A 13,945-nucleotide genomic window follows, 5' to 3' on the forward strand; every position below is an offset into this window, starting at 1 on the left:
CCTGCGCTAAATAATTATTCATACCTTTACAAATACATAATGAAAACTATTAAACACCATGGGACAAATGTTACAAATCCGTTGCAAAAATAATAAAAAAACTCATAACATAGCCATTGGCAGCTCACTTTCTGACGCTTTTTCGGAATTAAATATCAAAATGCCGTACGGCCCGATATGCGCCAAAGTAAACAACAAAGTGGAGGGCATGCACTATAGGTTGTACCATAATAAAACGGTGGAGTTCCTCGATATGCACTCCGGATCGGCCTCACGAAACTATACCCGTACGCTTTTCTTCGTATTGTGTAAGGCCATTCACGACCTTTATCGCAATGCCGACGTGGTTATCGACATACCTATTTCAAACGGATACTTCGTCGATTTAAACATAGGTCATGCGCTTACGGAGGACGATGTGGCCCGTATTCGCACCCGGATGCAGGAAATCATCGACGCCCACATGCCCGTTCGACGCTACGAGGTGCCCACGGAAGACGCCTTGGCCATGTTCCAAGAGAAGGGCGACACGGCCAAAGTAAAACTCCTAAAGTCGTCGGGCACGCTCTATACCACTTATTATCAAATAGATGATTACGTAGATTATTTCTACGGATCGCTCCTTACCAACACCTCTCAACTTTATCTTTTCGGCCTCGAGAAATACTTTGACGGCCTGCTGTTGCGTATTCCTTCGACCACCGATCCTTCGGTATTGCCCGCCATGACACGGCAAGACAAGATGTTCGAGATATTCAAGGAGCACCACAGTTGGCAGCGCATACTCGGCCTGCGCACCGTGGGCGACTTCAATGAGGCCATCGCCAACGGCCACGCCACCGACATTATCAACGTTAGCGAGGCCCTTCAGGAGAAGAAGATTTCGAAGATTGCCGACGAGATAGCCTCACGACCGGGCGTGAAACTCGTACTCTTGGCCGGTCCGTCGTCGTCGGGCAAGACCACCACTTGCAAGCGTTTGTCGGTGCAACTCTTAGCTAACGGCATTCAACCGCTCCAAATTTCGCTCGATGATTACTTCGTTGACCGCGACAAAACGCCCAAAGACGCCAATGGCGAGTACGATTACGAGAGCATATATGCCCTCAACCTGCAGCTCATTAACGAACAATTCCAAGCTCTTTTCCGAGGAGAGAAGGTGCAATTGCCCAAATATAACTTCCAAACGGGTCGCAGTGAGTTGAGCGACAAGCACCTGCAACTGGCCGATAACAACGTGTTGGTGGTGGAAGGAATCCACGCCCTCAACCCCGAACTTACCGCCCAGATTCCCGAAACACAGAAATTCAAGGTGTATGCCTCGGCCCTCACCACCATACTTCTCGACGATCATAACTACATTCCCACCACCGATAACCGATTATTGCGCCGCATTATCCGCGACTTTAAGTATCGGGGAGTCAGCGCGCAGGAAACTATTAAGCGGTGGCCGAGCGTAAGAGCCGGCGAGAATAAGTGGATATTCCCCTATCAGGAGCACGCCGACGTCATGTTTAACTCGGCCATGCTCTACGAACTTGCGGTCATCAAGACCCAAGCCGAGCCCCTTTTGCAGCAAGTACCCGAGAACTGTGAGGAGTACAGCGAGGCCTACCGACTGCTCAAGTTCTTACGTCATTTCAAGCCACTGCCCTACAGAGACCTGCCGCCAACGAGCCTATTGCGTGAGTTCTTGGGTGGAAGTTCGTTCAAGTATTGATACTTCCATCCCCCGCTGTCCTATCAATGGCTTCATCGTTTTCTGAAAAATCATCTATCCTTTTAAAACAATGGGATTATTCTTTTCTGAAAATAATTTTATCTTTCTTTGAGAAACGAATTATCTGCCTCTGAAAATGAGTTGATGATTCGCTGAAAGTTTATTTGCTCTTTTCAAAAAATACCATATCCACTATGAAGAAATTATTTCTTTTTTCCTTGGCCATAGGCCTCTCAACCGTACTCTTTGCCCAGAACCCACGGCAGGATTTCAAGAACAATCGCAACATGGCGGCCGATGGCTATTTGGCCTATCCCGGTCCCAAGGGCCAACTCACGCCGGCTCCCGAAGGCTATACACCTTATTATATAAGCCACTACGGGCGCCACGGATCACGCTGGTTTATCAATCCGAAGGACTATGACGAGCCGGTATCTATCCTTAATGAGGCCGACAAAGCGGGCAAGTTGACCGCCACGGGTAAGGATGTACTGCGTAAAATGAAGCTCTTGGCCGACGCGGCGCGCGACCGTTACGGTGAGCTTACGCCCCTCGGAGCCGAGCAACACAAGGGAATAGCCCTCAGAATGATACGCAATTTTCCCGAGGTTTTCGCCGGAGCGACCGATATTGACGCCCGAAGCACCGTGGTGATACGCTGTATTCTCTCGATGGAAAACGCCCTTCAACAGCTCCTTACCGTCAATCCGCAGCTTCGTATCACCCACGACGCCAGCTATCATGACATGTATTACATGAATCTTGCCGACAAAAAGCTCGAGAGCATGAAAGCTACCGAAGCCACCAAGAAGGCTTTTTGGGCCTTTGAAGCCAAGTATGTAAACCCCGACCGTGTGATGAACGAGCTGTTTAACGACAAGGCTTATTGGAAGAAAAACGTCAAGGCACGAGTGCTTTTCGACAAACTTATCAAGAACGCGGGCAACGTTCAGAGCACCGAACTGCGCCATCAGCTATCGCTTTGGCCCTTGTTTAACGACACGGAGATTTACAACACGTGGAAAATAAACAACGCTTGGTGGTACATAACCTACGGTGGCAGCCCGTTGAGCGGTGGCGTTCAGCCCTTCACCCAGCGCAATCTGCTGCGCAATATCATCCTTACGGCCGACAGTTGCCTGCGCCTTGCCCACCCCGGAGCTACCCTGCGCTACGGCCACGACACCATGGTTATGCCCCTGACCTGCCTGCTCGACCTCGACGGACTGGGCAAAACCATCCACAACCTTGACGACATCGACCGTGAGAAATGGTGTGATTACGACATATTCCCCATGGCTTGCAACATTCAGTTCGTGTTTTATCGCAAGTCGGGGGCCGACCCTTCCGACACGAGCGACATCCTCCTGAAGGTTTTGCGCAATGAGAACGAGGCCACACTGCCCATCGCCACCGACATGGCTCCTTACTATCATTGGAACGACGTGCGGGCGTACTACCTTAAAAAGCTCGACCGCTACGACCCCGAAACGGCCACGCTACGTCCATAAAGCCCGTTCGCCCCATTGTCAAAGGCCGCAAACGGCCGCACCAAAGGCCACCTTTGAGCCTGCAAAAGGGGGCAAACGACCGGGCGAAAGGCCATCTATGGCCATGCCAAAGGCCGCAAACGAGGCCCTCATTTCTTATCTTCAATTTATCAAGACCAATGAGAAAAACTGTTCTCTTCCTGCTGCTGACCCTCCGGCTCGCCTGCTGGGGGCAGACAGTCAAGGAGGCCGAGGCCGTCATCAGGCGGTTTGCCGGCCCCGCATTTCCCCTCAAACTCTCCCTTACTTTAAAGCCTACAGACGGTTACGAGCGCTTCGAAACCTCGGTAACCCATGGCAAACTGATTATCAAAGGCAGCAGTGGCGTGGCCCTATGTCGTGGTTTCTACGACTACGTAAGGCGCAACAAGGCCGGCGTTTTCACGTGGACGGGCAGCCGATGCGCCCTACCCAAGCGGTTAAAGGACCAAAAGCCCCGCCTCACGATTGCCCCCTTTAAGCACCATTACTACCTTAACGTCGTGACATACGGCTATACCACGCCCTATTGGGACTGGTCTCGATGGGAGAAAGAGCTCGACTGGATGGCCCTCCACGGCTTCGACATGCCGCTCATGCTGGTGGCCAACGAGGCCATTTACGCCCGGGTATTGCGCCGTATCGGCATGACCGACGACGAAATCAACGCTTATTTCGTTGGCCCGGCCCATCTTCCATGGATGCGGATGGGCAATATCAGCGGCATTGACGGCCCTCTCACCGCCTCATGGCACAACGACCAACTGCAATTGGCCCACAAAATACTGGACCGTATGCGCTCCTTGGACATGAAACCTATCTGCCCCGCCTTCGCCGGTTTCGTGCCCCAAGACCTGAAAAAGCTCTATCCCGAGGCCAAGATAACCGAAACATCGTGGTCCGACGGCGCTTTCCATAACTGGATGTTGGCTGCCGACGAGCCGTTGTTCCACCGCATGGGCAAGATGTTTATTGAGGAATGGGAACGCGAATTTGGCGAAAACACCTATTATCTTGCCGACAGTTTTAACGAGATGCAATTGCCTTTCGGCAAGGATGAAGCCGAAAAGAAGCACCAAATGTTGGCCGAGTACGGGCGTCAAATCTACTCCGCCATCGAATCAGCCAACCCTCGTGCCGTGTGGACTTTGCAGGGATGGATGTTTGGTTATCAGCGTGATATATGGGATAGTGACGCCATGAAGGCCCTCCTAAGCAAAGTTCCCGCTAAGCACATGCTCATCCTCGACATGGCCGAAGATTACAACCACCTCTTTTGGAAGAACGGAGCCAATTGGGAAAAGTTCGACGGTTTCCACGATAAACCGTGGGTTTACAGCGTTATTCCCAACATGGGCGGCAAGTCGGCCTTCACCGGTGACCTCGCCTTTTACGCCAACGGACGGCTCAAGGCGCTCCAATCCACCCAAAGGGGAAGGCTCGATGGCTACGGCACGGCGCCCGAAGGATTGGAGAATAATGAGACGATCTACGAGTTGGTGGCCGATGGCGGGTGGACCGACAAGCCCATACAGCTCGACCGATGGCTATCCGATTACACGGTAAGTCGCTACGGTAGGTCGGCTGCCACCATGAATTCGTATTGGCAAAACATGCGTCATTCGGTGTATGGGAGCTTTACCGACCACCCCCGTTTCAATTGGCAACTGCGTCCCGGCACCGCCATGAAAGGCACGGCGTGTATCAACGACAGTCTGTTTACCGCCATCGAGGCCTTTGCCGCAGCCGCTCCCACGCTCGGCCGCTCATCCCTTTACCGAGCCGACTTGGCCGAACTGACCGCCCTTTATGCGGGAGCCAAGATGGAATTGCTCACCCGCAAAATCACGAAAGCCTACGATGAAGGCCATTCTACCTCGGCTATGGCCCTCGAACAATCGTTTACCGACATTGCCCTCACCCTCGACTCGCTGCTCGACAGCCATCCTACCTTGCGCCTCGACCGATGGATTGGCTTTGCCACAGCGGCCGCCCGAGGCAATCAGAGCCTTGCCCTGCAGTACGAACGCAATGCCAAACGCATCGTAACCGTGTGGGGACCACCCGTCGACGACTACTCTGCCCGTATATGGTCGGGCCTTATTCGCAGCTATTATCTGCCTCGATGGCAACATTATTTTCAAGCGTTGAGAACCCGTCAGCCCTTTGATTTCAAGGCATGGGAGCTGAAATGGATAGATACCCCCGCCAATATCGGCGCCCCAAGGCCCGTTAAAAACGTGATCGACACCGCTCTGCGGCTCCTCCGCCGCTGCCAATCTATCACTGAATAGCTGATGTTTTTTCATCGAATAGCCGGCGGTTTATCAGTGAATAACAGCCGTCCCATCACTAAATCTCTAACAACCTATTATCAAATAACGCCCGTTGCGTCACCAAATAATCGGTAAACGAAAATCCCCGCGATTCTATTTCAGAACCACGGGGATTAATTATTTTAAGCTATTTTGAGATGGCTTGTTACTCAGCATTGTAACCCTGATCGGGCGTATCCTGATGTTCAAAGCGGTGACCTCTGTTCTCACGGCGCTCCGGACGGGGACGACGCTCACCACGATCGGGACGAGGACGGCGCTCACGCTCCACATATCCCTCGGGCTTTTCTAACAGTACACGGCGTGAAAGCTTGTACTTACCGGTCTTAGGATCGATCTCCATCAGTTTCACCTGCAACTTGTCGCCTTCCTTAATGCCAGCTTCCTCAACGGTCTCAAGGCGCTTCCAGTCGATTTCACTGATGTGAAGAAGTCCGTCTTTGCCCGGCAATATCTCTACGAAACAGCCGTAAGGCATTACGCTGCGTACCGTTCCCTCGTAGATTTCGCCCACTTCGGGAATGGCAACGATGGCCTTTATCTTGGCGATAGCTGCGTCGATACTGTCCTTGTTAGGAGCAGATACCTGAATCTTTCCTACTCCGTCGGCCTCATCTATGGTGATGGTAGCGCCCGTATCTTCCTGCATTTGCTGGATAATCTTACCACCGGGGCCAATCACAGCACCGATAAATTCCTTCGGAATCTCGAAAGCTACGATGCGGGGAACCTGCGGTTTCATCTCGGCACGTGGCTCGCTGATGGTTTCCATCATCTTATTGAGGATGTGCTCACGGCCGGCCTTGGCCTGCATAAGGGCCTTCTCGAGTATCTCGAAGCTCAAACCGTCGCACTTAATGTCCATCTGTGTGGCTGTAAGACCGTCGCGTGTACCCGTAGTTTTGAAGTCCATATCGCCCAAGTGGTCCTCATCTCCGAGAATATCACTAAGGATTGCGAACTTCTCTTCGCCCGGATTCTTGATCAAACCCATAGCGATACCACTCACGGGCTTCTTCATTGGAACGCCGGCGTCCATCAATGCCAGCGTGCCGGCGCAGACTGTAGCCATTGACGATGAGCCGTTCGACTCGAGAATTTGGCTCACCAAACGGATAGTATAGGGGAAATCCTCGGGTATTTGGCCCTTCAGACCGCGCCAAGCCAAATGACCATGGCCTATCTCACGGCGTCCTACGCCACGCTGAGCCTTGGCTTCACCCGTTGAGAACGGCGGGAAGTTATAGTGAAGGAGGAACCGTTGGTAGCTCTTAATGAGCACATCGTCCACCAATTTCTCATCAAGCTTCGTTCCAAGTGTACATGTTGAGAGCGATAAAGTCTCACCACGCTGGAAGAGAGCGCTGCCATGAGGCATTGGAAGTGGAGATACTTCGCTCCAAATGGGGCGTATCTCGTCGGTGGCACGGCCATCGAGGCGCAGTCCTTCGTCGAGAATGCAGCGTCGCATCACGTCGCGCATCACGTCTTCGTAGTACCGTGAGGCCTCAGCATGCTTCTCTGCCAACTCATCTTCCGACAAGTCAGTGTGTGCGGCGTCATATTTCTCAATGAAATCAGCCAACAGTTTGTCGAAGGCATCATGACGTGCATGCTTCTCCAAAGCCTGATGATTGATGTCGTAAGCGGGCTGATAAAGCTCATTCTTTATCTGCTGACGGAGTTCCTCGTCGTTAACCTCGTCGTCATAAGCACGCTTCTTGTCGGTGCCAAGCTCCTTTGCCAACTCATCTTGCAGGTCGCACATGGGCTTGATAGCCTCGTGGGCAGCCTTCAAAGCGGCGATAAGGTCTTGTTCAGACACCTCTTTCATCTCGCCTTCCACCATCATGATGTTGTCCTTAGTGGCTCCAACCATGAGGTCCATGTCAGCTTCGGCCATCTGCTGGAGGGTAGGATTGATGACATATTCACCGTTGATGCGTGCTACACGCACCTCTGAAATCGTATAATCAAAGGGAATGTCGGAGCAAGCCATGGCCGCAGAAGCGGCAAATCCGGCCAAAGCGTCGGGCTGATCTACGCCGTCTGCCGAGAGCAACATCACCTGTACATAAACTTCGCAATGGTAATCTGAGGGGAAAAGTGGACGCAACGCGCGGTCCACAAGACGTGAAGTAAGGATTTCATCGTCATTGGCTTTGCCTTCACGCTTGGTAAATCCGCCGGGGAAACGACCTGCGGCGCTGTACTGCTCACGGTAATCTACTTGCAAAGGCATGAAATCTGTACCCGGAACTGCTTCCTTTGCTGCACAAACAGTTGCGAGGAGCACTGTGTTGCCCATGCGGAGTACCGCTGCGCCATCAGCCTGTTTTGCAACTTTTCCGGTCTCAATTGTGATGGTTCTGCCATCAGGCAATTGAACTGTTTTTGTAATAACGTTCATCTAAAAAATTAAAAACTTTATTGTTTTGACTAACATCTAAATATATATCTGTCATCTTTGGTTGCCTCCCTTCTCATTGTCGGGGTCGGCACGCTTTGCTACTCGCCACCTGCCCGTGGGCCCATGGCTCATTGTTCACAAAACTTCGCAAAGATACTTATTTAATAAGGAATAGCCCAAAGCTGCCTTTGATAAAGCGCTGATTTTACGGATTTTTAAAGTATTTCCATGCTATCAGGCGCTAAAAGTTGACGACTTGATGGTTATAGTTAACGAGTTGACAAGATACGAGTTGACAAGTTGATGGGCCAAAGGGCAACTTCTGCCTCACGAAAGCGGGCCTTTGACCATGCCGAAGCGGCCCTTTCATCGTGTGAAAGGGCCGCTTCGGGAAAGAGCAAAGTTAGCCATAGGGGCGTCTGACTAATCGGACCGGTCGGACTTGTCCGACGAGAGCAGCGGGGGCGCAAGCCTTTTAGCACATCATCAGCCATCCCCCTTCAACCTCAAACCTAAATATTCATCACCTCAACCTCAAAACCTCTCAACCACAAAACTAAATATTCATCACCTCAACCTCACAACCCCTCAACCGATTCGCAGACCTGCGAATCTCTCAATACTTCAAAAGAATCTGGCTCATGAAGTTGCGATACTCGTTGGGAGTGTACTGTTTCTTCTTTTTAAACATGCGAATGAAGTTCGACATATTATTAAATCCACAGCCATAGCATATCTCTGCCACGGTTTGATTGGTCTCCGTGAGCAGTTGACAGGCCTGCGCTATGCGCAAATTGTTGAGGTAATCGATGAACGTTGTGTTGGTTTTACTCTTGAAGAAATGGCTGAAGGCCGAGTCCGACATACCGATGAGCGTGGCCACATCGCTTAAGCTGATGTTGTCGGCGTAGTGTTCTTCCATGTATCCGCACACTTTGGCAATGCGACGGCTCTTGCTCGACATGACCGTTTCCTTGGTATCATAGCGATTGGAGATAAGAGTATAGCGGTCGGAGATAGAAAGTTCGTAGAGCAAAGACAAAAAAGCAAGCACCGTTTGGAAGCCTTGCATACGTGTAAGTTCAATAATTTTGTCCTTCAACTTCAATTGAGCTTCCTGCGAAAAACATATTCCTCGCTGGGCGTCGACCAACAATTTGCGCACCGGAGCGAAGAGGCGCTTGTTAAGAATGGGCAGGTTCATGAACTGCTCGGAGAACTGTATGGTGATGACATGGTTGCCCTCGACCACCTTGCCACACCACTTGTGGGCCACGTTAGGGCCTATCATCACCAAATCCAAGCTGTTAAAGGGCTCTACACTGTCACCAACGATGCGCTCGCCATAGGTATTCATCACCAAGTTTATCTCATATTCGGGGTGGAAATGCACCGAATAATCGAAGTCGGCGTCGGGATGATTCAATACGATAAACAAGTCCTCATCCACTATGGGCACGATTTCTTTCTGCACGTCTTTCATCTATTGTAGTATTTTGAATGATTTATTGCAAATCTATGAAATTTATTTCAAAGTGTCATTTCTATTTCAAAAAAGTATAATCATCCAGCAAAATATCGCATAACAGATTGTTCTTGATTCTTTACCTTTGCACCGTTGAATCATCGAACACATGGAAAATTTCTCTATCAGCACACTTGACATCCTGATCGTCGTGGCCTATATGGGCCTCATTATATGGTGGGCACTGCGTCATGGCAAAAGTAGTGACTCGCAATCGTACTTCCTTGCCGGCCGAAGCATGCCGTGGTGGGTAGTCGGATTATCGCTTTTCGCGGCGAGCATTTCGAGCACCACGCTCATCGGACAGTCGGGTGACGCCTACCATACGGGGCTTGCCGTGTTTAATTACAACCTTGCCGGCGGCATTCTTGTGATGGTTTTCTTCGCTCTTTTCTTGCTTCCGCTGTATATAAAGTCACGCATTTTCACCATCCCCGAGTTTCTTGAGAAGCGTTTCGACAGCCGTTCGCGCTACTACTTCTCGGCCATCTGCATCGTGGGCAACATATTTCTCGACGCCGCCGGCGCCCTTTATGCCGCCGCACTCATCATAAAGCTCGTGGTACCCGAGGCCGATTTACACCTTATTATATTCATTTTCGCCCTGCTATGTGCCTCGTACACCATTCCGGGAGGCTTGTCCTCGGCCATCAACGCCGAGCTTATACAAGCCGTTATTCTCATTTTGGGCTCGTGCATGCTTAGCTTTTTCTGCTTCAAACAAGGCGGCGACTACTTCGCCGAGCTGCTGCGGCGAGATGACTTGCTCGTAAGCCTTATCCGACCGATGGACGATAACGCCACGCCTTGGCTGGGACTGATAGTCGGCATGCCCATCACGGGCCTATACTTTTGGGCCAACAACCAAACCTTGGTACAGCGGGTACTGAGCAGCAAGACCATAGACGAGGGCCGACGGGGCGTGCTTTTCGCCGGCGTACTGACCCTCCTGACGCTCTTTATCATCGCCATTCCGGGCGTGATAGCCCGCCATCTCTTCCCCGGACTTGAGAAACCCGACATGGTTTATCCCAATATGGTGATGCAACTCATACCTACCGGCCTGCTCGGCATTATGCTGGCGGCCCTGCTCTCGGCCCTTACCTCCACGCTGAGCGCCATCCTCAATTCTACCTCCACGCTCTTTACGATGGATTTCTACGCCAAGATGAAGCCCCAAGCGTCGTCGCGCCAACTCGTCATGACGGGCAAGATAACCTCCTGCGTCATCATTATCATCGCCGCCTTGTGGGCCCCGCAGATCGGTAAATTCGGCTCCCTGCTGAAGTATTATCAGGAAATGCTCTCCTACTTGGCCCCACCTATCGTGGCCACTTTCCTGCTGGGCGTGTTCACCCGCCGTGTAAACGGGCGCGGAGCGTTCATCGGTTTGCTCTTCGGACTGGCCATAGCGGTGCTTACTTATACGTTTAAGGACCTCATCTTCGGCCGACTCCACTTCCTCCTCATCGTCCCTTTCCTCTTCTTGGGCAGCGCCGCCATCACCTACGGGGCCAGCCTCTGCTTCGCCCCACCGGCCGAGGAACAGCTCCGTACCACCACTTTCCGCCCGTCGGACCTGCGCCAAGAACTCCAAAGGGCCTACCGTCAACCGTGGTACACCAATTATTTTAACTACGCGGCGCTGCTCGTCGTGGGTGTCATGGCGGTGTACCTATGGCTGTGGTAAGCTTTTCTGAAACGATAACTATCTAACAACACATACCTTATGAAACTAAAACGATTCGAGGGCAATCCCATTATCGGCCCCAACAAGGCCAACGATTGGGAATCGCTCATTACCTGTAATCCCGGCGTTATCTACGACAACGGCACCTTCTACATGCTCTATCGCTGCGCCGGCGATGACGAAGCGCATGTCATTCGCTTTGGTTTGGCCCAGAGCAAGGATGGTTTCCACTTTGAGCGCATGGCCGACCAACCCGTCTTCGGGCCCAGTTCGGACGGTCCAGACAGCGGTTGCGTGGAAGATCCGCGTATCATTAAGCTCGACGAAGATTATTATGTAACCTATGCTTATCGGCCTTTCGCGCCCGGACGTTACTGGACTTTCGCCCACGACGTGGTGCTTACGCCCGATTGCGGGCCCCATGCGCCCACGGCCATACGCCAAAACATGGGCAACACGGGGCTGGCCGTAACGAGTGATTTTCGCTCTTTCCGCCGCTTGGGACGCCTTACCAACTCGGTACTTGATGACCGTGACGTCATGTTTTTCCCCGAAAAGGTGGGCCAAAAGTACGTCATGCTCCACCGCCCAAAGCAGTTTGTAGGCCCTGAGTACGGCGTAAGTTTCCCATCGATTTGGCTCAAATTCTCCGACGACCTCATGAGTTGGGAGGACAAGCCCAGCCATTTGCTCCTCACGGGCATTGAAGGTACGTGGGAGGAAAAGGTGGGTGGAAGCGCCCCTCCCTTGCGAACCGACGAGGGATGGCTCATGCTTTACCACGGCGTAGAGCGGGGCGGAACGGGCCATTACCGTGTGGGCGCCCTGCTGCTCGACCTCAACGACCCGCTCCATATCATCGCCCGGACGCCCCAACCCATCCTTGAGCCCGAGGAAGACTACGAGCTCCATGGCCTCTACAACGGCTGCGTATTTCCCACGGGCAACGCCATCGTCGACGGAACGCTCTACGTTTACTACGGCGCGGCCGACAAATACATCGGCGTGGCCACATGTAAGGTGGACGAACTGCTCCAATATCTTCTATCGGTCAGGCAAGGATAACGTCCCCGTGCCACTCCCCGGGAAAAACCAACGGCCCATCCCCGCCGCGCCAAAGCACTGCTTTCGCCGGCCCGAAAGGCCACTCTTGCACGGTCGAAAGGCCGCTTCCGGCGGGTCAAAGGCCTGCTTTGGACTTATCCGATCGGTCTGATTAGTCTGATAAGTCCGACAAGAACAAACGCCAAAACGCCATAAACAATTGATTATCAACCATTACAACCTCACAAAAACTCGATATTTTGCTTTACGCCATGGAATCTCCTGCCACCGCAGGAGCCATTCGGCGGCAAATATAAAGAAAATTCTGACCCGACGACTGACGGCTTGCCACCCGTGGCCCTGCCGCCTGTCTATTCACTAATCCTAACAGAAAACAACATGAATCATCTGAAAACAACCTACCGACCAGCCCTTGCCGTCATACTGACGCTGCTGCTGTGTCTTTTCACCTATGGTCCACTCGCGGCCCAGACGGCCCGCATCGACATTTCGGGCACCGTGAAGGACAACCTCGGTGAGCCCCTGATTGGCGTAACGGTCAACGAAACGGGCACATCCAACACGGCCGTTACCGACCTCGACGGCCATTTCCTGCTGCGTGGCGTGGCCCGCACGAGCCGCCTGAAATTCTCTTACGTGGGCATGGCCGACAAGACCCTGCCCGTCAGCGGAACCACGATGAACGTAACGATGACGGCCGATGAGCAGACACTCGACCAAGTAGTAGTCATCGGTTACGGAAGTGTGAAGAAGAGCGACCTCACCGGTTCGGTCACCTCCGTTAAGATGACCGACCTCAAGACCTCACCCTCGAACTCGGTCGAGGGCCTGCTCCAAGGCCGGGCGGCCGGCTTGCAGGTGGTCAACGCCTCACAAGATCCGGGCGCGGGCTCCACCGTTCGCATACGAGGAGGCAGCTCTCTCAACGGCTCCAACGCTCCGCTGGTGGTGGTCGATGGCTTCCCACTCGGCGACGCGGGCGATTTGAAACAGATAAACCCGGCCGACATCGTCAATCTTGAGGTGCTCAAGGACGCCTCGGCCAGCGCCATCTACGGCTCACGGGGCGCCAACGGCGTCATCATGGTGACCACCAAGCGGGCCAAGACCGGCACCACGACCGTCAGTTTGCACCAACAAACAACGCTGTCGCAGTTCTCCGGCAAGCTCAATCTGTGGCGCGACCCCGTCCTCATGGCCCAACTCAACAACGAAAGCCGTATCAACGCCGGCCTCGCTCCGCTCTATAACGGCTCTGTTAACTCAACGGGCATTTACTACCCGAGCGTGGAAGAGCTCATGACTACATGGACCACACGCACCGATTGGGAAGACCTCGTATTCCGCGACGCCCCCATCTCCAACAACACCACGGCCACCATATCGAGCAGCAACGACCGTACCATGTTCAACCTCAGCGCCAACTACTTCAGCGACCGGGGCATGTATATCAAGGACAACTACACCAAGGGCGGCTACAACCTTAGCGTGGACCACAACGTTTTCGACAATTTCAAGGTACGTTTCTCCAATATCCTCTCGGCCGGATGGCGCAACAACAACGGCGGACTGGCCTATTGGCGCAACCCCATCTACCCCGTCTACAACGAGGACGGCACCTACTATCTCACCAACGCGCAGGACTACGGCCATCCCTTGGCCCTCTCCGA

Annotated in this window: 9 protein-coding genes; 6 read left to right on the forward strand and 3 right to left on the reverse strand. The window is 52.8% G+C overall.

Annotation, left to right across the window (positions count from 1 at the left end):
* The first annotated feature begins 58 nt into the window (after positions 1–58).
* From VIR50_RS08345 to VIR50_RS08355, 3 genes are all read left to right on the forward strand, one after another.
* Positions 59–1,720, forward strand: coding sequence for a nucleoside kinase (locus VIR50_RS08345; RefSeq protein ID WP_331934680.1), 1,662 nt, complete (start codon positions 59–61; stop codon positions 1,718–1,720).
* A gap of 194 nt (positions 1,721–1,914) precedes the next feature.
* On the forward strand, positions 1,915–3,231 hold the full coding sequence (locus VIR50_RS08350; RefSeq protein ID WP_331934681.1) for a histidine-type phosphatase: 1,317 nt from the start codon (positions 1,915–1,917) through the stop codon (positions 3,229–3,231).
* A 158-nt stretch (positions 3,232–3,389) separates the two neighbouring features.
* Positions 3,390–5,543 carry an alpha-N-acetylglucosaminidase gene (locus VIR50_RS08355; RefSeq protein ID WP_331934682.1) on the forward strand — a complete coding sequence of 718 codons (2,154 nt, stop codon included), beginning with the start codon at positions 3,390–3,392 and terminating at the stop codon, positions 5,541–5,543.
* Between the two features lie 187 nt (positions 5,544–5,730).
* Here VIR50_RS08355 and pnp read toward each other — a convergent pair whose 3' ends face one another.
* The 3 genes from pnp to VIR50_RS08370 all read right to left on the reverse strand — a co-directional run bounded on the left by pnp (position 5,731) and on the right by VIR50_RS08370 (position 9,478).
* A complete protein-coding gene (gene pnp, locus VIR50_RS08360; protein WP_331934683.1) occupies positions 5,731–7,995 on the reverse strand; it encodes a polyribonucleotide nucleotidyltransferase in 2,265 nt (754 codons plus the stop codon).
* A 269-nt stretch (positions 7,996–8,264) separates the two neighbouring features.
* Positions 8,265–8,489, reverse strand: a complete 225-nt coding sequence (locus VIR50_RS08365; RefSeq protein WP_331934684.1) for a hypothetical protein — start codon at positions 8,487–8,489, stop codon at positions 8,265–8,267.
* Between the two features lie 122 nt (positions 8,490–8,611).
* Complete coding sequence (locus tag VIR50_RS08370) at positions 8,612–9,478, reverse strand: AraC family transcriptional regulator (RefSeq protein ID WP_331934685.1); 867 nt, start codon at positions 9,476–9,478, stop codon at positions 8,612–8,614.
* A 151-nt stretch (positions 9,479–9,629) separates the two neighbouring features.
* Here VIR50_RS08370 and VIR50_RS08375 point away from each other — a divergent pair, with 151 nt between their 5' ends.
* The 3 genes from VIR50_RS08375 to VIR50_RS08385 all read left to right on the forward strand — a co-directional run.
* The gene (locus VIR50_RS08375; protein ID WP_331934686.1) at positions 9,630–11,210 is read left to right on the forward strand and encodes a sodium:solute symporter; all 1,581 of its coding nucleotides are present in this window, start codon (positions 9,630–9,632) and stop codon (positions 11,208–11,210) included.
* 39 nt (positions 11,211–11,249) lie between these two features.
* The gene (locus tag VIR50_RS08380; protein WP_331934687.1) at positions 11,250–12,275 is read left to right on the forward strand and encodes a glycoside hydrolase family 130 protein; all 1,026 of its coding nucleotides are present in this window, start codon (positions 11,250–11,252) and stop codon (positions 12,273–12,275) included.
* Positions 12,276–12,653: 378 nt separating this feature from the next.
* Positions 12,654–13,945, forward strand: a 1,292-nt coding sequence (locus tag VIR50_RS08385; RefSeq protein ID WP_331934688.1) for a TonB-dependent receptor plug domain-containing protein, incomplete at its 3' end; no start/stop codon positions are given.

It is taken from the genome of Prevotella sp., assembly GCF_036570325.1.
Taxonomy (GTDB): Bacteria; Bacteroidota; Bacteroidia; order Bacteroidales; family Bacteroidaceae; genus Prevotella.